We start from the raw sequence: 22,965 nt of genomic DNA, 5'->3' as shown, positions 1-22,965 counted from the left end.
TCTTCACCTCAAAGCATCCGTCGTCATCCTCGAGAGGGAGGAACGACTGAGTCGGGGATCTCTTCTCGTTGTAGACTAACAAGAATTAACTCACGAATAACCAAACACCAACGCCCATCATCAACGTACCTGCAATGCGGTTCATCAACTTAACGTTATCTGCTTTGCCCAGCATATGCTTTAAGCTCTTTCCGCCTGTCGCGTATAAGGTCATGCAAACAAACTCAGAAACCAGAATGATCGACACGAGAATGAGTAACTGCGGTGCTAAGTCTTTATTGCTGTTAATAAAGGGAGGTAGCAGAGAAATCATAAATGCCCAGCCTTTTGGATTCGCAATTGCAGTGACAAAACCCTGAACCACCAAATCCCAATCGTTGCTGACTTTTGTTGTTTGGTTGTCAGTACTGATCGCCAGTTTGCCTCTCGAACGCCACATCTGAACGCCTAAATAAAACAGGTAACCCGCACCAACAAACTTAAAGCCTGTAAATAGCCATGGGTAGTTCAACATGATAGAAGCGATACCCAATACCGCTGCAATAGAAACCACAGCGACACCAGCCAATTCACCGATCATCATCCATAATGTACGCTTGTATCCAACACTCATGCCTAGCGTCAACGCCAAAGTCATACACATCCCGGGCGTGATTGACACGAAGAAAAACGTGGGAATAAAAGCCCAAAGTAGTGCGCTATCCATATTATTACCTTATCGACTTATTTTTATTTAATAGTTCTTGTTTCTTGATCGGGCTTGAAATGAAGCGAGGTTGAAACGAAGCAGTAATGACAATAAACAATATTGCGATCAATACAAACAAAAAGAGCCACATAACAGTGGCTCTTTTTCATTACCAACCGTAATTTTACTTACGACGGTTTTTAATTCGCTTCATCATAGTTAAACGACGTTCAGCGCTTGCTTGATCTTGTGGCTCTTCGTTCGCGTTGTTCTTACGACCCTGACGGTTTTTGTAAGCCGATTTAGTGTTCAGCTTCTCGATGTAAGCATCACGTTTCTTCGGTTCATAACCCGGTTGTTCAACACGGCGAATACGTTGTTGAATCAGTTTTTCAACTTGAACAACAGTCAGCTCTTCTTCGCGGTTAACGAAAGAGATTGCGTGACCTTGTTTACCAGCACGGCCTGTACGACCAATACGGTGGACGTAATCTTCCGCTAGGAAAGGCATGTCGTAGTTAATTACGTGTGGTAAGTCTTCGATATCAAGACCACGAGCCGCAACGTCGGTTGCTACCATCACACGAGCTCTGCCTTCTTTGAAATCATCCAAAGCACGACGACGAGCGCTTTGCGCTTTATCACCGTGACAAAGTACCGCTTTAATACCGTCAAGCTTAAGCTCTTTAACCACATCATTCGCTGTTTCTTTGTAGTTCACGAACACAAGTACTTGGCGCCAGTTTTTACGGCCGATAAGCTCAGAAAGCAGTTCAGTTTTACGTTCTTGATCCACTGGGTAAACCACGTGACCGACAGTAGCAGCCGTTGAGTTTTCGCGCTCAACACTAATACGTTTTGGTTTACGCAGAATATCAACAGACAGTTGGTTTAACTGAGTAGAAGTCGTTGCAGAGAACATCATGATTTGCGGTGATGTTTCTACATCCAACATGATCTTACGAACGGCATTGATAAAGCCCATATCAAGGATACGGTCAGCTTCATCAAATACTAGGAATTCTAGGTTAGCAATAGACACGTTACCCGCTTCTAAGTGCTCTTCTAAACGTCCAGGTGTTGCAACCAAAATATCCACACCCAGTTCTAGTTGACGAACTTGTGAAGACATCTTGTTACCACCGTAAACCGCAGAAACGCTTAGATCCGTGTATTTAACGTAGTCTTTAATGTTTTGAGCGATCTGCGCAGCAAGCTCACGAGTTGGAGCAAGAATAAGGCCACGAGCCGTTCCTCTAGACGCTTTTTTACCGCTGTTCAAAAGGTGTTGGATAACAGGCAATGAAAATGCCGCTGTTTTACCCGTACCGGTTTGAGCAGTAGCAAAAATATCATGGCCTTTACGAGCCATTGGAATCGCTTTTTGTTGAATTGGAGTGAGTTTTTCATAACCACACTCAGTCAACGCTTTGACTAATTCAGGAGCAAAACCTTGAGAGGAAAATGACATTGTTACGGGTTCCTTAAGCAGACAGCCTACATTCTTATTTCAGCCGAGCACTATAAAGTAATTAGAGTGATTTATCTCACATTTATCGTGATATAACGCAAACTTTCTCATTTAATCTGGTGTTTATCCCGCCTTCAACGAGGTAAACACCAATATCCTTGGTTCAAACAGCAAAAACAGGGCTATTTGATACCACACAGCTCGAGAAGAATCTGCTCGAGGTCGCCCCACGGCATGAGCTGAGAGTCGATCACTTCCAATCGAGATTCAAAACCATCAAGCGTAATTTCGTTCACAGACACAACTTGATTCGCCACATTGAATGCGTAGCAACCTTGGTCGGTGTTCACGACGGCTTTTACACGTTCAGCCGTTAGATCCGACAACATTGAGAATAGCGCATCGAAGTCGAACTTATGCTCTGCGCCAAACAGCCAACCACAACTGAAATAGCCCTGTCCTTTATTCTCTTTTCGGATGAAAGCTTCACCGGGAGGAAGTTGGAATTGAGGCTCTTGTTCAGCGTGATCGTGATGATGTGCTTCAATATGAGAGGAAGCACTGCCGTATACTCTTTCAATGTCTAACACTTCCAATGGCACTTCACCGTCATGGATTAGCTTGTGGAAGACTTTTGCCGGCGTTTGATCCGTCACCCAATCGTTAAACACATCGATATCTTCAGAATGAACAAGGTCAACCTTAGTACCAAGAATCACATCTGCACTATTTAGTTGATCATTAAAATTCTGATTCGAGGTGTACTTTTCATTAGACAGATTTCGTGGGTCAACCAAACCAAGCGTCGCTTTTAAATCAACATAAGGTGTGTACTGATCGGAAGTCAGTGTCGCAATCACTTGTTTGGGGTGACCAAGCCCTGTCGGCTCAATCAATAAACGGTCTGGTTTTTGGCGAAGTAAGGCATTAATACCTACCGACATAGGCACGCCCGCAGTACAACACATGCAGCCACCCGGCACTTCTTTAATCAAAGCGCCTTGATCTGTCATCAATGCACCGTCAATACCGATTTCCCCGAACTCATTAACCAGAACAGCCCAGTTTTCATTCTCAGGTTTATTTTTTAGCAGGTTCAAGATGGCTGTCGTTTTACCAACACCCAAGAAACCCGTAATGATGTTCGTAGGAACTTTTTTAGTCATATCAGTTCTCCTTTTTAAGGGAGTATATACTCAATCACCAAAAAGTTGACCCCAATCGATTGTTTATACTGAGATTCGTTAATAGAGGTTGGCGCGACAATAATCAGAAGAGATAAAGCAGTAGAAGCGGAATGTGGAAATGGGATGCTCCAGACGAACTAAAGGCGTACTTACTCAGTACGCCTCACCCTCGTTACTCAATCGTGAGTTCGCGAATCAGGAAGCCTTAAATATCGACCTGAACATTTAACGAGGAACTAAAACTTTGTTTCTGAATCCATCCAAATTGTGTGTAAAACCTCACTTCTCCTTGCGGTTCGTTATGTTGCTTTACGATTTAACTATGGTTCATTTTTGGGGATATTCAAGCCGCCGCCAGAGAATCGATCAAAATTGTGACGGTGATTCCACTATTGGCCATAGATTCCATTTATGTAACACGTACATTCCATAAATGAAATTCAACTTTTCATCTTTGTTGCTATAGGATATGCAGAGGAAGCGTATAATTTAATGCAACACCGCCTTAACTCATTCAGGAAACTTATCTCTATGACCAGAAGAGAGAAAATTAAGCAGTCCTTACTAGCCAAAATGCCAAGGGATGCTATTAATCAATTTCTCTCAAGAGATAAGACCCCAGCTTCGGTTCTCTTTCTTTCTTGTATTGTGGGTGTACTTGCGGGCGTTGTGGGTACCTATTTCGAAGTTGCGGTTCATTTCATCACAGAAACCCGTACCGATTGGCTTAAAGATGAAATCGGTAGCCATCTACCCCTTTGGCTTGCTGCTTTCCTTATTAGTGCTGCATTCGCCTTTATTGGTTACTTTCTCGTTCACCGTTTTGCTCCAGAAGCTGCCGGTTCAGGTATCCCTGAAATCGAAGGGGCAATGGACGGTATGCGTCCTGTTCGGTGGTGGAGAGTATTACCCGTAAAATTCTTTGGCGGTATGGGCGCGTTAGGCTCTGGTATGGTTTTAGGCCGCGAAGGGCCAACCGTTCAAATGGGCGGCAGTATCGGTCGCATGGTCACTGATATCTTTCGAGTCAAAGACGATGACACTCGCCACTCACTGTTGGCGTCAGGCGCCGCTGGTGGTTTAGCCGCCGCATTTAACGCACCACTGGCAGGAATCATGTTTGTGGTTGAGGAGATGAGACCACAGTTTCGCTACTCACTCATATCAATCAAAGCTGTCATCATCTCAGCAGTTTCAGCCAACATTGTATTTCGTTCTATCAATGGCCAATCTGCCGTTATCACAATGCCTCAGTACCAGCCGCCTGAACTCGACGCACTTTGGTTGTTCTTATTGTTAGGTGTGTTATTCGGTCTGTTTGGTGTAATTTTCAATAAGCTGATTACGCTTTCCCAAGACCTGTTTGTGGCGATCCACAAGAATGACCGTAAACGCTACTTGATGACAGGCACCCTACTTGGCGGTTGTTTTGGCTTGTTGCTACTCTATATACCTGAATTAACTGGTGGTGGTATTGGTATCATCCCGAACATCACGAATGGCAGCTACAGCGCCAATGTGTTGTTGCTGATTTTCTTAGGTCGAGTCCTCACTACCCTGCTTTGTTTCGGCTCTGGTGCACCAGGCGGTATCTTTGCACCAATGCTTGCGCTAGGAACACTCTTTGGTTATGCGTTCGGGCTTATCGCAGCGGCATTCTTTCCTGAACTGAATATTGAACCGGGTATGTTTGCCATTGCTGGCATGGGAGCATTATTTGCCGCCACCGTGCGAGCACCTATCACTGGCATACTATTGGTTATTGAAATGACCAATAACTACTACCTTATCCTGCCGTTAATCATCACTTGCTTAGGCGCGGTAATCATTGCTCAAATGTTAGGTGGGCAGCCAATTTACAGTCAACTGCTTAACCGTACGCTGAAAAATGAGAAACTAAGACAACAAGATCTCCCTCAACAAGAGGAAGTGCGTTAATTACAAATGACTCATAAAACAAAAGCACACATTCAACGTGCTTAATCTCCCGATTCTGTATCAAAATCAAAAAAGCAAACGTTAAACTTGGTATCATCCACTCAAAATTAGTTGAGTGCCCTCAAAATCTATTGAAGGATGACCTACACGCTCTAACTAAAGCAAATAGTCCAATATTCTGTAATTAACTAAGTCGGAGCAAGTCGTTGAACTGGAGAAGATTAACCCAAGTAAAAAATGTACCGCCATCTCAGGCATCTTTAGCACTTGGCGTTATTGGGTTAGGACAAGCTTGGGCGTTATATATCCCGGGCATTGGTGAGATCATTCGTCCCTACCTCGCTTCATTCGGCGCGCTATTATTGCTGCCCGTTTTACTGCGCTATTTAACGAGCTTTAATACCTTCCTTAATGACATTCGCCACCCGTTAAGTGGAAGCTTGATGGCACCAATGAGCATGGCTTTACTGATTCTGTGCGACTATTTAGCCGAGATATCGCCAGCTATCGCCTACCCAGTTTGGTTCTGCGCGCTATTGCTGCACTTTACCATGATGGTGTTGTTCTTTAGTTTTCAGATCATCAACTTCAAAATGTCGAACATTGTACCGAGTTGGTTTCTATATCCGGTCGGTTTGATCAGCAGCTCCTTAGCTGGCACACAGTTCGGGCACACCGTATTTTCAGAAACACTTGCGGTTACTTGTATTGGTATCTATTTCCTTATGTTGCCAGTGGTGTTGTACCGCTTGGTATTCGAAGGCAATCTTCCTCGCCGAGCAAGACCAACACTCGCTATCATGGCGGCTCCGGTTAACTTATCTTTAGCCGCTTACTTGGTTAACTTCGATAACCCAGATCCAATTCTAACAGGCGCATTGGCTGGCATTGCCATCACCATGACACTATTGATTTACTTGTGTTACATCCGCCTAATGCGTTTGAAGTTCCAACCTTCGATTGCTGCCGTCACCTTCCCATCTGTGATCAGCGCTATTGCCATGCATCGTCTAACCACATTTTTCGGCACGGAATACCCACAATGGTACTGGCTGCACAAGTTTGGATTCTTTGAGCTAACCATCGCCACCATCTTAGTGATTTGGGTGGCTGGTGGTTACGTGAAAATGTACTGGCCTGAGTTTTTCGATTCTGATTACATGTCTAAGAAGGTTAAACGTTCTTAGCGTTTACTTAATAAAACTCTGTTGTTTATCTGTGCAAGCAAAACTTAGCTCCTAGCTCCTAGCTCAAAAAATAACGTCATTTGTCACGTGTAACAAATGGCGTTATTAGTTCGCGCTAAATCAACTTTCGACCGTAATGTTTAATCGATCAAAGCCCCATATTCGTCAAAGAATGGATAAGGACCGTCACTATCTTCTATATAGCTGATATGAGAAACCACGGAACTCTCAGCTATTCTCAGAAGCTGTATCGCTTTAGGTTCTAATGAAAAAGACGAATTTGCCTTTGGGTTTAGATCTAATGTGACTGAATGACTATGAGAAGGCCCTACCCAAACTGGAATTGAATTCCAAACTGCCGTAATTGGCCGATGTAGGTGGCCAGCACAAATACCCAGAATATTGCTAAAAGGCTTAATGACTTCGTAAAATTCATCAGCATTCTGCAAGTTCTGCACATCCATATGATTCAAGCCTACGGCCATCGGAGGGTGATGGATAAACAACATTATTGGCCTATCTCGATATTGCTTTAAGACCAAACTAAGCCATTCCAAAGTATCCGCAGTTAAATATCCATAGGGTTTACCAAGGACTGAAGAGTCTAATCCAATAAGCACTTCGTCATGGCTATCTTCGACAAAATTACAATATTCATCGTGATCAAACGAAACAAGATTCGACAACCCTTGACGCAGATTATGCCTATCGTCATGGTTACCAGGAATGACATATAACGGCATTTCGAATTTCTCAAGAGCTTCGTTAATCAGTCGGTACTCTTCGAGCAAACCAAAGTCACCTAAATCACCAGTAACCACTACACAATCAGGCCTCGGACTTAAGTCGTTAATATGATTTACAGCATCATGTAAACATTTTAACGTATCAACTTTCTTATAGGCCTGCTTGCCCCCCTGCTTGATGTGCAGGTCTGTCAGTTGTGCAATTAACATAGTATTACTTCTTTAAAAGAATTAGCCGCTCGGGGGCGAATGAGACAGCGACAACTTGACCAATTTGATAATCAACTCGAGCAAAACAATCAACCATCAGAGTTCTGTTTTTCTGTAAGCCCGACAACGTTACGCGCGTACGGTCGCCAAGAAATACAGTGCTAGTAACCGTTGCAGATAGTGCGCTGTTTTCATTAGTTACTTGCGTTAACACAATATCTTCAGGTCTTAGCATTACACTGATATCTTTATTAATAGATACCTGTGAGAGAACTTGATCAGACAAAGTAATCTGTTTGCCTGTATCCAACATCAGTTGTCCGTCATCCACACTCCCTTCAAGTCGGTTCATTTGACCAATGAAATCGGCAACAAAGTTGTTAACTGGCTTTAAATAGATATCTTTTGCTGAACCAATTTGCGCAATTTCTCCATGGTCTAAAACCGCAATGCGATCCCCCATAGCCATTGCCTCTTCTTGATCATGAGTGACATATACCGCTGTAATGCCGAGTTTTTTTAAGAGATTTCGGATATCACCACGTAACCTTTGTTTCAACAGAGCATCTAATGCAGATAACGGTTCATCAAGTAAAAGAACATCGGGCTCAGTGATTATTGCTCGTGCTAAAGCAACACGCTGACGCTGTCCTCCAGAAAGTTGATGGATATTTCGACTCGCATATTTTTCTAAGTCGAACATGCTAAGCATCTCTTTTAGCTTTCTGGTTATCTCAGACGGAGCGACTCCACGAACCTTAAGCCCATAAGCAATGTTTTCGCTAACATTCATATTAGGGAATAGAGCATAAGACTGAAACACCATCCCAACTTTACGCTGTTCGATAGGCAAACAAGTAACATCATGCTCACCAAACACAATCGTGCCGCCATTTTCATCAGCAAACTCTAGGCCTGCAATCATACGCAATGTAGTTGTTTTGCCGCACCCTGACGGACCAAGCAAAACTAAGATTTCACCCGCCTCAATTTTGAGGTTTGTCGGCTTTAACGCCAAAGTTCCATCTGGGAATGTCTTCGTAATATTATTTAGCGAAATTTCCACGCCATTTTGTTGTTCTAACATATTGATTTTGATCTTAATTATTTGTCACTGGTTTCTTGTTCAACGCTTGAGCCAAGACCAATAGAGGGAGAATTAAACAAAGGAAAATAAGTGTGTACGCAGAACTTATTTCAAGTCGCATAGAAGCATATGAATCAGCAAGTCCGACTGGCAGCGTTTTCGTCAGTGGCGTGTGTAGCATCCATGTCAGGTTAAACTCGCCAATAGACAAAGTGAGTGTCATCAACATGCCTGCAACAATGCCAGCCTTGCAGTTGGGAACAATCACATCAAAAAATCGCTGCCAAAAAGTTGCTCCAAGACTTGCAGCGCCTTCCTCAAGAACACGGAAGTTAATACTCTGCAAAATTGACAGGACAGACTTAACCATGAAAGGCAGTGTGAAAATCACATGACCAACGAGAATAAACATCCAACTTGAACGGAAGTCAGTGAATCCTCCATACGCCAGAATCAAACCTAACGAAATTGCCATCCCCGGAATTGCAATGGGTAGTGTAAGCAGCTCATCAAAAATAGAAGCCCATTGACTTTTACTCTTCGCAAGTACGTAAGCACAAGGTACGCCTATGACAACGTTGATTAACGTGGTTGCAATGGCTATTTGTAGGGTTAACCAAATCGTATCTGAATACAGTGCCCATACTTGTTCAACCCAACGAAAGGTAAAACCACTTTTAACACCGACAAAATAATTATTTGTAAGACCAGCGACCACCGACATAAACACCGGCACAATTAAGAATGCACATACCGTCAATGTGAAAAACAGCTGCATGTAAAAGTATTTGTCTTTTTTCATTATTATCCCCCCATCGCTGCAGATGCGTTGCCATGACGCTTAGCCAACGCCAAACAAAACCACGTCACTAGGCCGAGAATCAAACTCAGTGCAGCTGCCATTGCGAAATTAGCATTGAGCGTAAATTCGGTATATATCGTCATAGGAAGAACGTTGATATTGGTCGCCAACGTAAACGCGGTACCAAATGCGCCCATAGATGTAGCAAAACAAATCGAACCCGAAGAAATTAGGCCCGGGGTTAGCGCCGGAAGTGTCACATCTTTAAAGACCTGCCAACGATTTGCACCTAGGGAGCGACCGGCTTCAAGTAAATTATGATCAAGCTTTTCCGCCGTTCCCATTACGGTCAATACAACCCGTGGAATAGAAAAATATAGATAACCCAAAAACAGCCCAGCCATCGTATAAGCAAACATCCAACGCTCGCCCGTCAACATCAATCCAAGCTGAGCGAAAAGCCCCTGCCGCCCTGAAAGCATGATGACAAAAAAACCAATAACAACACCTGGGAAAGCCAGTGGAAAGCTCAGCATAGCGACCAAGACTTGCTTACCTTTAAAGTCATAACGAGTCAAAAACAGCCCTGAAATTGTCGCTATCGCTAAACTAACCAGTGTTACTAAAACAGACAGTCCAACTGTTGAAATCAAACTTTTTAAGTAGATAGATCTGGTTAAAATATGCCAGTAACTTATAGCGCCGCCATCTATTAGCGAAACCTTGATTAACTGCACGACTGGCAATAGGAAAAATGCACAGCTAACGGTGATGGCTGGCAAAATCAGAAATAAGGAAATACGATCATTTTTCATAGAGATATTGGCGGGTGTAACCCCGCCATCCAACATTTTGATAGGCTATTAGTTCACTTCTCGAATATACATATCCGCAAATGTAGATTGATTTTCAGACATTTTTGCGAAATCAACAGAGCCTACGCGTTCGTACTCTGAAGCTGGGAGGAACTTACTTTGCGCCTCTTCGCTCATCACACCATCAATTACCGGGCGTAAGTAAGCTTCTGCCCATAACTGCTGACCTTTTTCAGACAATACAAAGTCTAAAATCTTCTGAGCATTCTCTGAATTCGGAGCATTCTTCACTTTACTCATTACATAAGGAACAGCGATCGAGCCTTCCTTGGGAATAACAAAGGCTGCATTAGTAAAGTCGTTGTATTTTGCGCGATACGCATTGAAGTCGTAATCGATTAAAATAGGGATCTCTCCAGAAATCACACGGGCATAAGAAGTTTGTCGAGGTACGATTGGACGATTCTTCGATAACTGCTGAAAATACTTAATAGCTGGTTTGAAATTATCAGTATCGCCCCCCATAGCTTCATTAACCGCTACAGCACTTGCGTAACCAACAAAAGCACTCGTTGGATCTAAATACCCAACCATGCCTCTATAATCAGGCTTTAACAGATCTTCCCAGCTCGTCGGCACCTCTGCGCCATCAAGAGCATCAACATTCACAAAAAAGCCAATCGTTCCTGAGTGAATAGCAAACCAGTTCCCGTCAGGATCTTTCATACCTTCTGGAATCTGGTCCCAATTTTTAGGCTTATATGTATCAACAACGCCTTGTTCTGTTGCGTTAATACCAAAAGAAACACCGTAATAGACCACATCTGCAACTGGGCTATTCTTCTCTGCAACCAACTGAGATAAAGACTGACCTGAGTTCTTATTATCCATAGGAACTCGAATACCCAACTCTTTATTAATTAACTGAAGCTGCCCTCCCCAGTTAGCCCATTCCGGTGGACAGTTGTAACAAATCGCGTCCGATGCTTGCGCTTGAAAAGCGATGCCAGCAAAACCAAGAATTAAGCTCGCTAATTTTCTAGTTTTTGATGACTTTTTAACTCGTAGTAATTGATGTGGTGCCATTATGTTCTCCAACGAATTTTCCATTAATTAAATTGGGTTATAACGGGAACCGCACCAAGCGATCCCTTCATTTGTAATTCATACTTCAACGCAAATTCGAACCGCTCGATTGAGCCTGCTTTTGCATTAAACAAAATATCGACGGCCATTTTCCCCATATCAATATGAGGAACAGCCACAGTAGCCAAATTCGGACTCACTAATTGCCCAAGCCCCATACCATCAAAACCCACAACTGAAACGTCTTGTGGGATTCGTCTACCTGTACCCTTCAACGCATTCATTGTTTTCAGAGCGAGCAAATCATTGCTGCAAAACCAAACCGTAGGACCACACTCACCACTTAGTAACCTCATCTCAGAGTCAGTGAACGGGACAAGCTTGTTTTGGTCGACTTCAAGAAGCTGGCTTAATTCAACACCTTTCTCGTAGAGACCTTGTTTGAATCCTTCATAACGTTTTTTTGCACGGTCAGATGAAGCAAAGTGCCCTGTAATCATTCCTATTTTGATATGGCCATATTCTAGAATTTTCTGCGCAACATCCTTTCCTGCCTGATAGTTATCAACGTAGACACAAGGTTCGTTTTCAACAGATTGGTTGTGAAGCAAACAGTAAGGAAACTTAAAACTGCGGAGTAATTCGAGTGCAGCGTTATCAGACACATCGGCAATCGTTAAGATCACACCTTCCACTCTTTGACGGATCAGATCGATAACGGCTTGTTGTTCTTGTTCACTGTTATATTGAGTGTCCAACACTATAGTCGAGTAGCCAAAATGCCGTGCGCGCTGCTGAATACCTGCAACAACTTCTGAAAATACGGGATTCAATAGACTCGGAATCAATACGCCAATCGTTGGGTTTTTATTTAACTCAAGAGCATGCGACTTCCTGTCTATTCGATAACCTGTCGTATCGATGACACGCTCGATCTTTTGAGCTGTAGCTGAAGCCACAGATCCTGGAGTGTTAACGAATCGAGAGACTGTCGCAGGGGAAACTCCCGCGAGAACTGCCACATCCTTGATATTCACTCGTTGTCCCTAGCCATCCGTTGATTGATGAACGCAAGACTAGATGACGGGTGTGACAGTTTTATTAATGAAATCAGGCAATATCTACACTTTTAACCAATGTTAAAAGCACTTTCAAAGCAAATAGCGACACTTTGATTTATGAAACAAATTTGTTTCACTCAATAACACGGATTTTCTAATGATTTATTTCGAGTGAAAAAAGTCATTTATAAAAGATGTAGCTCATAAGATCAGAGTAAAACGATTCGACTAAATAGAATTGGGGATTTCGACGACTCAATCTAAATTGCATATTGCACAGCCATGACGAACACGATTTGAAGGGACGAAAACCAAAAAAGGCCTCACACTGTGAGGCCTTTTGAATAGGCAAGGTTTTTAATAGATCAGGCGAGTGTTAATAGAACTCTCGAGTACTATTAGAAGTTAGCGTGAGGGCCGAATACTTCGTAGTGTACGCGTGAACGATCAACGTTAAGTGCGTCTAGTTGTTCCACGATGTTCTTCATGAAACCAACAGGACCACAGATGTAGAAATCGCTCTCTTCAAAGCCTTTAGTATCAGAGATAGACGCTAAATCCATTTGGCCTTGATGCGTGTTTTTACATTCAGATTCGTCTTTGTTCATGTACCACGTTTTCGCTTCCCAACCTTTGTCGGCAACAATATCTTTAACGCGAGTCGTGAAAGAGTGTTGGCCTACGTTCTCACAAGCATGAAGGTAAAGCACTGGCTCGTTTTTATCTTCCGTGTTTAGGAACTCAAGCATAGACTGCATTGGCGTTACACCAACACCTGCAGAGATAAGCGTTACTGGCTTGCTGCGCTCTTGATACATGAAATCACCCGCTGGTGCGTATAGGCTAACCTCATCACCAACAGCAACCGTATCGTGTAGGTGGTTAGATACAACGCCTTGTGTCTCTTGGCCTTGTCCTTCACGTTTAACAGAAATACGGTATTGCTTGCCGTTTGGCTTATCAGACAGTGAGTATTGACGAATCTCGCTGTATTGAGAGCCTTCCGGCTTCACTTCGATACCGATGTATTGACCTGGTGTGTAATCCAGAACTTCACCGCCGTCTTTTGGCTGAAGGATAAAGCTAGTTACTAGCGCTGACTCTTCGATCTTGTCTGCAATCATAAACGCACGTGCCGCTTCCCAACCACCAACAGCTTGCTTACGCTGTAGGTAAAGTTCAGCTTCACGATCGATGAATACTTGTGCCAAGAATAGGTAAGCGGCTGTCCATGCATCTTCCACTTCTGGAGTAAAGGCGTCAGCAGCTAGTTCACGTAATGTTTCAATCAGGTGTAAACCAACAATTTGGTAGTGCTCTGGTTGAATGTTAAAGCTTGTGTGTTTCTGAGCAATACGTTCAACGGCTGTTGTTAACGCTGCTAGATTTTCAATGTTCTTTGCATATGCCGCGATAGCTTCAAACAGTGCTACGCCTTGGCGACCTGTTCTTTGGTGAGTCATATTGAAGATATCTTTCAACTCAGGGTTATGCGTGAACATACGTTGATAAAAGTGCTGAGTTAAAGCTGGGCCTGCGCTCTCAAGTAGAGGGATAGTAGATTTGATGATTTCGATATGTGCATTGTTAAGCATGAATTTACTCCGAACACTGAGCCTTATGACCTATATGTCATTTTGACTACTTAAAAATAAGAATGACTTATCGATTTTCTGAAATCTTAGTTATTTTTAGAAACTGAGTTATTTTGACTCGTTTTCATTTCAAAAAATCGCGAAACCTGATTAATGCCACCTGATTGATTGAGATCAAGAATAGTCCGTTTAATCAGCGCTATAATTGGGCTTCGCTGTATCTTTTGCACAATCAGTGCCAACTCTATCAATCCCCGTCATTACTGGTTTTCTTCTCAAAACTCATCTTATAAAAATGTCAAAAAGACCTTTTTTTTAAGTCAATAAGACTCTATTATGTAGATAAACACACACAGTTAGAGTTTTTTATGCAAGATATCTCCGCATCTACCCTCATGGAAATGACCATTGGCCTCGCAAGTGGTGTCAACGATCAAGATCGTTTCAATCGCCTGATCGATGCCATTCGCAAAACCATAACGTGTGATTGTGTCGCGCTTTTAAGTCTTCAAGGCGACACGCTAGTACCTATCGCAATGCAAGGGCTCAGCCGAGATACATTCGGTCGTCGCTTTATCATTTCAGAACACCCACGGTTTGAAGAGATCTGCGCGTCTCGCTCTCCTGTTCGTTTCGATGCTGACAGCTCCTTACCCGATCCTTTCGATGGTTTGCTTATTGACCATGATGGCGATTTACCAATGCATGCTTGTATGGGCTTGCCTTTGCTATTTGGCGATAAGCTCTTAGGCATTCTGACTCTAGACAGCTTGAAACCTGATGTCTTCGCGAATATTCCGGCGCGTAACCTTGAAGTGCTGGCAGCGATTGCAGCCTCAACGATGCAGATGGCACTGACCTTCTCGCAACTTGAACATCAAGCAAAACAGTCAAAGCAATTACTCGAAGAGTTGAACGTAGAAGCGTGGGAACGTGACGGCGGTGAGTTGATTGGTAACAGTGACACCATGGTCGCGCTTAAGAACGACATCGCTGTTGTAGCTCCATCTGAGTTTAATATCTTGATTCATGGTGACACCGGGGTTGGTAAAGAGCTAGTGGCTCGTACCCTGCACCACCAATCTCAGCGTAAACGTAACCCACTCGTCTACGTAAACTGTGCTGCAATTCCTGAAAACTTAGTAGAGAGTGAACTGTTTGGTCACGTTCGTGGCGCGTTCACGGGCGCAGACAAAAACCGCTTAGGTAAGTTTGCTTTAGCCGATGGTGGCACACTGTTCCTTGATGAGATTGGTGAATTGCCTTTAGCTGCGCAAAGTAAACTTCTACGTGCGCTACAAAACAACGAAATCCAACCTGTTGGCCAAGACAACATTCAAACCATTGACGTTCGAGTATTGGCAGCGACAAACCGAGATCTAAAACAAGAAGTTGAAGACGGTCGATTCAGAGCCGATTTGTACCACCGATTGAGTGTGTACCCTATCGCGGTGCCAGCACTTAAAGATCGTGGTGACGACATCAGCCTATTAGCGGGTTTCTTCTTAGAACAAGCGCGTCGTAAGCTTGGTATCAACCAAGTTAAGTTCCGCTCCGACGTTCTTTCGTTCCTAAACCGTTATGGTTGGCCGGGTAACGTGCGTGAACTTGAGCACGTGATCAGTCGTTCAGCATTGAAAGCGTTAGCGCGCAGCACCAATAAAAACTTGGTGACAATCACCAAGGAAGATTGTGGTCCACTCGACCAAGACCAGCCTATTGCGACGACACAGGTGAAAAACACACCATTATCGACACCAACGATCGACCTTTCTGCAGGGCTACGTGGTGCAACGGACGATTTTCAACGCAGTATCATTACTGAGGTGTTGGAAGATGCCAACTTTAACTGGGCACAAGCAGGACGAGTTCTGAAAACAGACCGAGCAAACCTAACTCGACTGTCGAAGCGTTTAGGGCTAAATGTGGCTAAGTCTCACACGATCGAACGGACAAAATAGATATTAGCGGTTTGTTGCGAGCATCTGACAAAACTTGTGTATATAATGCTGCAAATTGTAACGCTAATTTTAAATATGTAGAGAGAGTTATGAAGTTTATCCGTTGGTTCTTAGGTCGTGTCATCTTGTTATTGAATTTTGTTTTCAGCCCACGTGGTGTGAAGCGTTCTCAAGAAGAACAAAGCAAAGTGAATGAGCAAGCAAAAACGCACACGTTATACCAATTCGAAGCGTGCCCATTTTGTGTGAAAGTGCGCCGCGCGATGAAACGTCAGTCGGTTCAATTTGAACTTCGTGATGCAAAAAACAACGAGCAACACCGTGCTGAGCTTGAAGCTGGCGGCGGTCGTGTGAAAGTGCCTTGTCTACGTATCGAAAAAGACGGCAAAACTGAGTGGATGTACGAATCTTCAGATATCGTAACTTACTTAGAAAAACAGTTTGCATAAGCAAAAAAGCTAAAAGTGCCAGATACAAAAAATCCCTCGAATGTGAGGGATTTTTTATGTCTGTTATTTGGCACAAGTCGTTTCAAATTAGGAACAAAAGTTCAAACCACTACTTCGCTACAATCAGCATCAATTCCACACGGCGGTTACACGCCTTGCCTTGCGCAGAAGCGTTGGTGCAAGCTGGTACGTATTCGCCAAATCCACGAGTATAAATGGAGCGACTTGATACGTAGTTACTCTCTAATCGAGCCTTCACTTCTTTTGCTCGCTGCTCTGAAAGCGGATCATTGATTCGATCTGTGCCCGTATTATCGGTGTGCCCTTCAATCACCACATCAATATCTTGGCGTTGAGCAAGGTAGCTGCCTAGCGTATCTAACCATTGATTATAAGCAGGCTCAGGGAATGCTGAACCTGTTTTAAAGTTCACGTGCTGCTCAAGCTTTACCATCACATGGTTGCCCGGCAACACTTCAAAATCGATACGGTTTTGTCTTAAAAAGACTTCCAGTGGATCGTTAGTCGAAACGCCACGTCCGTAGTTGGTCGTGATGGTTCTTTGTTGATGAGTGCTGCTCTGAATCGAGTACCCACGATTGCTTGCTACATGAGTCGTTTGAACCACACCCCATTCAGGATGCATCAAGTCGTAATCGGTTTGCGGTGCAGTCTCTAGCATGTCACCACCAAGTAAATCAGTTGGTGACGTGGCTTCACACCCCGCCAAAGCTATGCTTAACATTATCGCTAAATATCTCATTACTTCACCAACCACTCATGCAGATAAACCATTCACTAATGTCTATATCGGCACCGTGAAAAAAACTTTAGACAAAAACTTTCGACAAAAGAGCCTGCATCAAAAAAAGTGCTTTTGATCACAGTTAACCGTCTACTAGCCTGTCTTCAGCCGCTAGTTCGAACTGTTTGCATTTATTTACCTTATAATTGTTTTCCAATTCGTACTAAATAGTTAGAATCTCACGACTTCTCAACGCTAGAGCAAACATTATGTTTAAACCATTTACTAAATTCATCATAGCACTCGCTGCCGTACTTATTATTGCGGGTTGTAGTGAAACAGACGAGCCACAAAAAGGCGTTCAATACGAAGCGCTTCCAACTGCTCTAACAGAATTTAACTTGTCTCCGATCACTGAAATCTTCTCTCTTAACTGTGGTCACTGCCGTCAAATGGAAAGTGCCATTCCAGAGATTGAATCTCTAACAGACCAAACTATTGGCAAGATGCACGTGACGTTCAACGAAAGCGCTCAAATCAGCGCAATGATCTACTACACAGCAGTGATGCAGCTTGATGCGACGCCTGACCACGCATTCATGGACGACCTATTTGGTGCCGTTCAAATGGGTGCAGATGCAACACCTGAGCAGCGCCAACAAGCACTAGAGACAGCGTTTACTTCTCGTGGTTTGGTTAGCCCATACCAACTGAACAAAGAACAGCAAGTCGCTCTTTTTGACTACGTTAAAAAAGCAGAAGAGATCTCAGTAAAAGGTCAGATCAACTCAGTACCAACCTTTATCATCAACGGTAAATATCAAGTACTAACAGCAGGTCACCAAGACGTTGCTGGCATTGCAAAAACGATCAACTACCTTTTGACTCAACCATAATCACGGCTTTAGTCAACTGGTTAACACATTTTGTATTAACTACGAAATTCAGCACTCAATATAAATAGGTTTTACTATGTCTAAATTTGTCATCCCGGTCATTGTCTTTCTTTTGGCGGGTTTCATGATTTACCGTACTTGGACGAATCATAAGTCTGGCGGAGAAAACTTCGAACAAGGCCAACAATTTCTAATTGAAAACGGCACTAAAGAAGGCGTGATTACGACTGAAAGCGGTCTTCAATACCTTGTTCTTGAAGAAGGTACAGGCACAGAGCACCCAACTAAGAACAGCAAAGTAACGGTTCACTACCACGGTACGCTGATCGACGGCACTGTTTTCGACAGTTCTGTTGAGCGTGGCGAGCCAATCTCATTTGCTCTTAAGCAAGTAATCAAAGGCTGGCAAGAAGGTTTGACTTACATGGTTGAAGGTCAAAAAGTTCGTCTATTCATTCCAAGCACTCTCGCTTACGGTAAAGGCGGTTCAGGCCCTATCCCACCATCATCGACTCTAATTTTTGATGTAGAGCTCATCTCTATCAAATAATCGAAGTGACTGATTTAAGCCCCAACATACGCGCTATGTTGGGGCTTTTTTATATCTGAACATTTGAAGCCACTTTGGCTATTTGGCTACTTAGCTACTGTAACAACGACCAAATATACCCTCGAAAATCGATCACTAGACGACTGGTCTAATTTAACTTATAGTACCGCCCATGAACGAAAAAACGAATGACACACGCCTGCATGTTTTAGATGTTGGCTATCAACTAATAGTAAACAACGGCTTTAACGGCGTTGGCCTATCGCAATTGCTTAAAGAAGCGGACGTTCCGAAAGGATCTTTTTACCACTACTTTAAATCTAAAGAGCAATTTGGCGAGGCGTTGATTCAACACTATTTTGAAAACTACATCACTAAGATTGAAGCAATTTTAGTACACGGTGAAGGTAATCATTATCAGCGAATCTTGAGTTATTTCTCGCTATGGGCGAAGACCGAAAACGGTACCTGTAATGCTCATAAATGCTTGGTCGTTAAACTCAGCGCGGAAGTTTCTGATCTTTCTGATCCTATGCGCCAAGCGCTATTAAAAGGTGCAGAGAAAGTGACGAATACCATCGAGCAGTGCATTGTCGGCGGTATTGCAGATGGCTCCATAAAGGTAGAAGACAGTCAAGAAGCCGCTCAGAACCTATACTCAATGTGGTTAGGCGCTAGCTTATTAAGCAAACTGAGCCAAAGTTCCCATAGCTTACAGTCAGCTTTGAGCCTTACTGAACGAATTTTAAAAGGTGAAAGCTAATGACGCGCATCGCGTTTTATTGGCTTTAACTTAAAACAAATAACCCGCCCTCTTATCAATTTGATGACGGCGGGATTTTTAGACAGCAAGACTAGACGACTGGTCTAATTCTAAATATATAAGACATAAATTAAGGATATCCAATGACTCAACAAGACAATCGCCGCATCGTATTGGCTTCTCGCCCAGTTGGCGCACCGACTCAAGACAACTTCCGTTTAGAGACAGTAGCCGCACCAAGCATCAAAGACGGCGAGATGTTACTTCGCTCAGTTTACCTTTCTCTAGACCCATACATGCGCGGTCGTATGAGCGATGCTAAATCCTACGCAGATCCCGTTGCGATTGATGAAGTGATGGTTGGCGCAACCGTATGTCAAGTTGAAGAATCAAACCACGCTGATTACGAAGTTGGCGAATGGGTTCTGGCTTACACAGGTTGGCAAGATCTTGGAGTTTCTAACGGTGAAGGCCTAATCAAACTAGGCAAAGAACCAACGCACCCTTCTTATGCGCTTGGCATCATGGGTATGCCTGGTTTTACCGCTTACATGGGCTTACTTGATATCGGCCAACCTAAAGAAGGCGACACGCTAGTCGTTGCGGCAGCAACAGGTGCTGTAGGCGCAACCGTTGGACAAATCGGCAAACTAAAAGGCTGTCGTGTTATCGGCGTTGCAGGCGGTCAAGAGAAGTGCCAATACGCGAAAGAGGTTCTTGGTTTTGATGAATGTATCGATCACAAAGCTGACGACTTCGCAGAGCAACTGGCTAAAGCGTGTGACAACGGCATCGACGTCTACTTTGAAAACGTTGGTGGCAAAGTATTCGATGCAGTAATGCCTCTGCTTAACACAGGTGCTCGTATTCCTGTGTGTGGCCTTATCTCTCAATACAATGCGACGTCACTGCCTGAAGGCCCAGATCGTATGTCTAGCCTGATGGGTATGCTGCTGGTTAAACGAATTAAGATGCAAGGTTTCATCATCTTTGATGACTACGCGCACCGTTACAACGAGTTTGCTGTTCAAATGACAGAATGGCTATCTCAAGGCAAGATGCACTATCGTGAGCACCTGGTTGAAGGTCTAGAGAATGCCCCACAAGCATTCATGGGCCTATTGGAAGGTCAGAACTTCGGTAAGCTTGTTATCAAAACGAACGAAGCTAAATAAATTCAATAAACTGAACCCGTTAACTAGGTAGAATCATGATTACTTTACATCACCTGAATAAGTCGCGCTCAAAGCGCATCATTTGGCTATTGGAAGAGCTTGGGGTGGATTACCAAATCAAACCGTACCAACGCGACAGTGTCACTTTTCTTGCGCCACCAGAGCTTAAATCCATTCACCCATTGGGTAAATCTCCTGTCATTGAAGACGATGGCGTCGTGATCACTGAATCTGGAGCTATCACGGAATACCTAATCGACAAATACGGTCAGGGTAAGTTCGCACCTACACGCGGCACCGCAGACTACGTCGAGTATTCGCAATGGCTTCACTTCGCTGAGAGTTCAGGTATTTTACCAATGTTGCTTAAGATCTTTGTGATGAAAGACGGCTGTGAAACTAACTTCCTAGGCGGTTATGCAGACGATGAAAACCAAAAGATCTTAACTTACGTGAATAATGCACTTGAAGGTAAAACCTACTTGGTTGCAGACACACTAACAGGTGCAGATTTTATGATGTCGTTCATCGTAGAAATCGTGGGTAACTTTGGTGCAACTGCGCTCTACCCAAACATCGCTAAATACGGTGAACTTTTAACAAGCCACCCTGCTTACAAAAAAGCTGAGCAAGTAGAGCTAGAACACTCGAACTGATCGAGTTTCACTCAAACACGTGCTTGCTAGGGTAAACCCAAGAAACTAAATGAAGCCAAAGCCGATTTATCTTCTGCTTTGGCTTCTCATTTGTCTTCATTTCGACAACAATACCGAACTCTAACTGAACAGCCATAGAGTTTGATCTTAATGCCAGCAAACCTCGCTCAATACACACCTCTGCACCTAGCAAACACGAATGTCGATTTAGCGCTACCGACTCGCTTTACGTTTCCGTATTACTATACGCCGCACCCTACGTGTGAATTAGCTATGCTACAGCTTCAGCAATCGCTTATCGACTGTGGTGTGAATGAAAGCTCGCAAGGTAATCTCTACGCTGTGCTTCTTGTTCAGAATCCAACAACACAAGAGTTAGGCTACCTTTCTGCGTTTTCTGGCTTGCAGTTAGATACGGCTTTGGTATCTCAGTTAAACAACATTCACTTTGTTCCACCAGCCTTCGATTCAAAACAGTTTCAATCTCAAAACAGTGCGAACCTTGCTCACCAATTGCAACTCGCGGACGACATTGAAAAGCTGCAACAGTCGCACAGTCTAGACGCATTATTGGCCGAGCTTGCAGGGTTAAAAATCGAATCAGCACAAGCTATCGAAGCCTTTCAGTTTGCAATGGCCGCGAACAAAGCTCAGCGTAACGAACTCAGAGAACAAGCTAATCAAGAAAAAGCATTAGGGAATTTAGAGTCGGCGACGAATTTGCTCAAACAACTAGGTAATCAAAGTAGCCAAGAGAAACGTGACCTAAAAGCACTTCGTATTGAGTGGAAACAGAAGATCGCAGAGCGCCAATCACACGTTGATTTGATTGAAAGCGAACTGAAAAACCGTAAGCAAGATCACCAAGCAGTTTCACAGCAGTTGGAAACTCAACGTCTCTCTCACTATCGCTTTATCAATCAAGCCAAGCAATCTAAGAACTTGCTCGAATTACTTGATGGCAAAGACGCGCTTGAAGGCTCTGGCGACTGCTGCCTACCTAAGTTGCTTAACTTTGCGTTTGAACACGGATTCAAGCCGTTAGCATTATCTGAATTTTGGTGGGGATTACCGCCTACAGATATCATTCGACAACACGGAAACCTCTACCCGGTTTGTCAGAGTAAAAGCTTTGAGATCCTCGACCACCAGCTGAGTTGTATTGAACTAGAAGATAACCCACTTATCGTGAACCCTGCTGTAGGCAAGTCTTTTGATATTGTTTATGAAGACGACGAGATCGTGGTCGTCAATAAGCCTGAAGAGTTCTTGTCGGTTCCCGGTAAGTTCATTGAAGATTCTGTTTATACTCGCATAAAAGCGCGTTACCCAGATGCGACTGGTCCTTTGATTATCCATAGATTGGATATGTCGACGTCAGGTTTGTTGATCTTGGCGCTCACGGCAGAGTCAAACAAGCACATTCAGAAGCAGTTTATTGATAGAACCGTACAGAAGCGCTACACCGCTTTGTTAGATGGTGAGATAACGGGCGAATCTGGCGATATCAACCTTCCTTTGCGCGGCGACATCACAGACAGACCAAGACAACTAGTTTGCCACCAACACGGCCGAAATGCAGAAACCCACTGGCAGACGGTGAGCACTAATAATGGCAAAACCAAGGTTCACCTGCACCCTAAAACAGGGCGAACCCACCAGCTGCGGGTGCACTGTGCTCATCCATTAGGGCTTGGCGTGCCTATTCGTGGTGACGACTTATACGGATACAAACGCGAGCGCTTACACCTACACGCTGGCTACCTAAAGTTGATTCACCCGACAACCGGTGAATGGATGGAGTTTGAAGTGCCTTCTGAGTTCTAAACCGCTTCCATTTGGTAGGGCTTCGTGCCCTACTCTTATTTCCTTTGCCCCCCATTGCTATCGCTTCATG

21 protein-coding genes are annotated in these 22,965 nt (G+C 43.7%); 10 read left to right on the top strand and 11 right to left on the bottom strand.

Annotation, left to right across the window (positions count from 1 at the left end; translation table 11 throughout):
• Positions 1 to 85: 85 nt before the first annotated feature.
• The 3 genes from HRQ85_RS05370 to HRQ85_RS05360 form a co-directional block, all read right to left on the bottom strand.
• Complete coding sequence (locus HRQ85_RS05370; RefSeq protein WP_017062631.1) at positions 86 to 706, bottom strand: LysE family translocator; 621 nt, start codon at positions 704 to 706, stop codon at positions 86 to 88.
• 166 nt (positions 707 to 872) lie between these two features.
• Positions 873 to 2,159 carry a DEAD/DEAH box helicase gene (locus HRQ85_RS05365; protein ID WP_019821956.1) on the bottom strand — a complete coding sequence of 429 codons (1,287 nt, stop codon included), beginning with the start codon at positions 2,157 to 2,159 and terminating at the stop codon, positions 873 to 875.
• Positions 2,160 to 2,341: 182 nt separating this feature from the next.
• Positions 2,342 to 3,325 carry a CobW family GTP-binding protein gene (locus HRQ85_RS05360; RefSeq protein ID WP_172378938.1) on the bottom strand — a complete coding sequence of 328 codons (984 nt, stop codon included), beginning with the start codon at positions 3,323 to 3,325 and terminating at the stop codon, positions 2,342 to 2,344.
• A 552-nt stretch (positions 3,326 to 3,877) separates the two neighbouring features.
• Here HRQ85_RS05360 and clcA point away from each other — a divergent pair.
• Entirely contained in the window at positions 3,878 to 5,284 is a 1,407-nt protein-coding gene (gene clcA / locus HRQ85_RS05355) for a H(+)/Cl(-) exchange transporter ClcA (RefSeq protein ID WP_017064484.1), read from the top strand.
• Positions 5,285 to 5,490: 206 nt separating this feature from the next.
• Positions 5,491 to 6,471 (top strand): TDT family transporter, encoded by a 981-nt coding sequence (locus HRQ85_RS05350; protein WP_050620668.1) that lies wholly within the window; start codon positions 5,491 to 5,493, stop codon positions 6,469 to 6,471.
• Between the two features lie 140 nt (positions 6,472 to 6,611).
• Here the strand turns inward: HRQ85_RS05350 and HRQ85_RS05345 are convergent, their stop codons facing one another.
• The 7 genes from HRQ85_RS05345 to hmpA form a co-directional block, all read right to left on the bottom strand.
• Complete coding sequence (locus HRQ85_RS05345) at positions 6,612 to 7,427, bottom strand: phosphodiesterase (protein WP_172378937.1); 816 nt, start codon at positions 7,425 to 7,427, stop codon at positions 6,612 to 6,614.
• Positions 7,428 to 7,431: 4 nt separating this feature from the next.
• Positions 7,432 to 8,514, bottom strand: a complete 1,083-nt coding sequence (locus HRQ85_RS05340) for an ABC transporter ATP-binding protein (protein WP_172378936.1) — start codon at positions 8,512 to 8,514, stop codon at positions 7,432 to 7,434.
• 13 nt (positions 8,515 to 8,527) lie between these two features.
• Complete coding sequence (locus tag HRQ85_RS05335; RefSeq protein WP_172378935.1) at positions 8,528 to 9,316, bottom strand: ABC transporter permease; 789 nt, start codon at positions 9,314 to 9,316, stop codon at positions 8,528 to 8,530.
• A gap of 2 nt (positions 9,317 to 9,318) precedes the next feature.
• Positions 9,319 to 10,131 carry an ABC transporter permease gene (locus HRQ85_RS05330; protein ID WP_172379346.1) on the bottom strand — a complete coding sequence of 271 codons (813 nt, stop codon included), beginning with the start codon at positions 10,129 to 10,131 and terminating at the stop codon, positions 9,319 to 9,321.
• A gap of 48 nt (positions 10,132 to 10,179) precedes the next feature.
• Complete coding sequence (locus HRQ85_RS05325; RefSeq protein WP_172378934.1) at positions 10,180 to 11,217, bottom strand: ABC transporter substrate-binding protein; 1,038 nt, start codon at positions 11,215 to 11,217, stop codon at positions 10,180 to 10,182.
• A gap of 23 nt (positions 11,218 to 11,240) precedes the next feature.
• Entirely contained in the window at positions 11,241 to 12,254 is a 1,014-nt protein-coding gene (locus tag HRQ85_RS05320) for a substrate-binding domain-containing protein (RefSeq protein WP_172378933.1), read from the bottom strand.
• A gap of 422 nt (positions 12,255 to 12,676) precedes the next feature.
• Entirely contained in the window at positions 12,677 to 13,873 is a 1,197-nt protein-coding gene (hmpA, locus tag HRQ85_RS05315; RefSeq protein ID WP_172378932.1) for an NO-inducible flavohemoprotein, read from the bottom strand.
• Positions 13,874 to 14,241: 368 nt separating this feature from the next.
• Here hmpA and norR point away from each other — a divergent pair, with 368 nt between their 5' ends.
• On the top strand, positions 14,242 to 15,834 hold the full coding sequence (norR, locus tag HRQ85_RS05310) for a nitric oxide reductase transcriptional regulator NorR (RefSeq protein ID WP_017072223.1): 1,593 nt from the start codon (positions 14,242 to 14,244) through the stop codon (positions 15,832 to 15,834).
• A gap of 89 nt (positions 15,835 to 15,923) precedes the next feature.
• Positions 15,924 to 16,283 (top strand): glutaredoxin family protein, encoded by a 360-nt coding sequence (locus HRQ85_RS05305; protein ID WP_017062638.1) that lies wholly within the window; start codon positions 15,924 to 15,926, stop codon positions 16,281 to 16,283.
• 109 nt (positions 16,284 to 16,392) lie between these two features.
• Here HRQ85_RS05305 and HRQ85_RS05300 read toward each other — a convergent pair whose 3' ends face one another.
• Positions 16,393 to 17,028 carry an OmpA family protein gene (locus HRQ85_RS05300; protein ID WP_017631828.1) on the bottom strand — a complete coding sequence of 212 codons (636 nt, stop codon included), beginning with the start codon at positions 17,026 to 17,028 and terminating at the stop codon, positions 16,393 to 16,395.
• 269 nt (positions 17,029 to 17,297) lie between these two features.
• Here HRQ85_RS05300 and HRQ85_RS05295 point away from each other — a divergent pair, with 269 nt between their 5' ends.
• From HRQ85_RS05295 to HRQ85_RS05270, 6 genes are all read left to right on the top strand, one after another.
• Positions 17,298 to 17,924: a thioredoxin domain-containing protein gene (locus HRQ85_RS05295; protein ID WP_019821972.1), complete on the top strand. Its 627-nt coding sequence runs from the start codon at positions 17,298 to 17,300 to the stop codon at positions 17,922 to 17,924.
• 76 nt (positions 17,925 to 18,000) lie between these two features.
• Positions 18,001 to 18,474 (top strand): FKBP-type peptidyl-prolyl cis-trans isomerase, encoded by a 474-nt coding sequence (locus tag HRQ85_RS05290; protein ID WP_017062642.1) that lies wholly within the window; start codon positions 18,001 to 18,003, stop codon positions 18,472 to 18,474.
• A gap of 172 nt (positions 18,475 to 18,646) precedes the next feature.
• Positions 18,647 to 19,237, top strand: a complete 591-nt coding sequence (locus HRQ85_RS05285; protein WP_050646195.1) for a TetR/AcrR family transcriptional regulator — start codon at positions 18,647 to 18,649, stop codon at positions 19,235 to 19,237.
• A 143-nt stretch (positions 19,238 to 19,380) separates the two neighbouring features.
• Positions 19,381 to 20,412, top strand: coding sequence for an NADP-dependent oxidoreductase (locus HRQ85_RS05280; RefSeq protein ID WP_172378931.1), 1,032 nt, complete (start codon positions 19,381 to 19,383; stop codon positions 20,410 to 20,412).
• 35 nt (positions 20,413 to 20,447) lie between these two features.
• Positions 20,448 to 21,068: a glutathione S-transferase family protein gene (locus HRQ85_RS05275; RefSeq protein WP_172378930.1), complete on the top strand. Its 621-nt coding sequence runs from the start codon at positions 20,448 to 20,450 to the stop codon at positions 21,066 to 21,068.
• A gap of 150 nt (positions 21,069 to 21,218) precedes the next feature.
• Positions 21,219 to 22,895: an RluA family pseudouridine synthase gene (locus tag HRQ85_RS05270; RefSeq protein ID WP_172378929.1), complete on the top strand. Its 1,677-nt coding sequence runs from the start codon at positions 21,219 to 21,221 to the stop codon at positions 22,893 to 22,895.
• Positions 22,896 to 22,965: the final 70 nt, after the last annotated feature.

Origin of the sequence: Vibrio sp. Vb339 (assembly GCF_902751245.1) — a bacterium.
GTDB lineage: Bacteria > Pseudomonadota > Gammaproteobacteria > Enterobacterales > Vibrionaceae > Vibrio > Vibrio coralliirubri.
The sequence above is the reverse complement of the archived record's forward strand: the minus strand, read 5'-3'. Positions and strand labels throughout refer to the sequence as shown.

What these genes read in the sequence shown, in the direction of transcription:
- HRQ85_RS05370 (WP_017062631.1), bottom strand. Translation starts at nt 706, where the DNA reads ATGGATAGCGCACTACTTTGGGCTTTTATTCCCACGTTTTTCTTCGTG.
- HRQ85_RS05365 (WP_019821956.1), bottom strand. Translation starts at nt 2,159, where the DNA reads ATGTCATTTTCCTCTCAAGGTTTTGCTCCTGAATTAGTCAAAGCGTTG.
- HRQ85_RS05360 (WP_172378938.1), bottom strand. Translation starts at nt 3,325, where the DNA reads ATGACTAAAAAAGTTCCTACGAACATCATTACGGGTTTCTTGGGTGTT.
- clcA (WP_017064484.1), top strand. Translation starts at nt 3,878, where the DNA reads ATGACCAGAAGAGAGAAAATTAAGCAGTCCTTACTAGCCAAAATGCCA.
- HRQ85_RS05345 (WP_172378937.1), bottom strand. Translation starts at nt 7,427, where the DNA reads ATGTTAATTGCACAACTGACAGACCTGCACATCAAGCAGGGGGGCAAG.
- HRQ85_RS05340 (WP_172378936.1), bottom strand. Translation starts at nt 8,514, where the DNA reads ATGTTAGAACAACAAAATGGCGTGGAAATTTCGCTAAATAATATTACG.
- HRQ85_RS05335 (WP_172378935.1), bottom strand. Translation starts at nt 9,316, where the DNA reads ATGAAAAAAGACAAATACTTTTACATGCAGCTGTTTTTCACATTGACG.
- HRQ85_RS05330 (WP_172379346.1), bottom strand. Translation starts at nt 10,131, where the DNA reads ATGAAAAATGATCGTATTTCCTTATTTCTGATTTTGCCAGCCATCACC.
- HRQ85_RS05325 (WP_172378934.1), bottom strand. Translation starts at nt 11,217, where the DNA reads ATGGCACCACATCAATTACTACGAGTTAAAAAGTCATCAAAAACTAGA.
- hmpA (WP_172378932.1), bottom strand. Translation starts at nt 13,873, where the DNA reads ATGCTTAACAATGCACATATCGAAATCATCAAATCTACTATCCCTCTA.
- norR (WP_017072223.1), top strand. Translation starts at nt 14,242, where the DNA reads ATGCAAGATATCTCCGCATCTACCCTCATGGAAATGACCATTGGCCTC.
- HRQ85_RS05305 (WP_017062638.1), top strand. Translation starts at nt 15,924, where the DNA reads ATGAAGTTTATCCGTTGGTTCTTAGGTCGTGTCATCTTGTTATTGAAT.
- HRQ85_RS05300 (WP_017631828.1), bottom strand. Translation starts at nt 17,028, where the DNA reads ATGTTAAGCATAGCTTTGGCGGGGTGTGAAGCCACGTCACCAACTGAT.
- HRQ85_RS05295 (WP_019821972.1), top strand. Translation starts at nt 17,298, where the DNA reads ATGTTTAAACCATTTACTAAATTCATCATAGCACTCGCTGCCGTACTT.
- HRQ85_RS05290 (WP_017062642.1), top strand. Translation starts at nt 18,001, where the DNA reads ATGTCTAAATTTGTCATCCCGGTCATTGTCTTTCTTTTGGCGGGTTTC.
- HRQ85_RS05285 (WP_050646195.1), top strand. Translation starts at nt 18,647, where the DNA reads ATGAACGAAAAAACGAATGACACACGCCTGCATGTTTTAGATGTTGGC.
- HRQ85_RS05280 (WP_172378931.1), top strand. Translation starts at nt 19,381, where the DNA reads ATGACTCAACAAGACAATCGCCGCATCGTATTGGCTTCTCGCCCAGTT.
- HRQ85_RS05275 (WP_172378930.1), top strand. Translation starts at nt 20,448, where the DNA reads ATGATTACTTTACATCACCTGAATAAGTCGCGCTCAAAGCGCATCATT.
- HRQ85_RS05270 (WP_172378929.1), top strand. Translation starts at nt 21,219, where the DNA reads ATGCCAGCAAACCTCGCTCAATACACACCTCTGCACCTAGCAAACACG.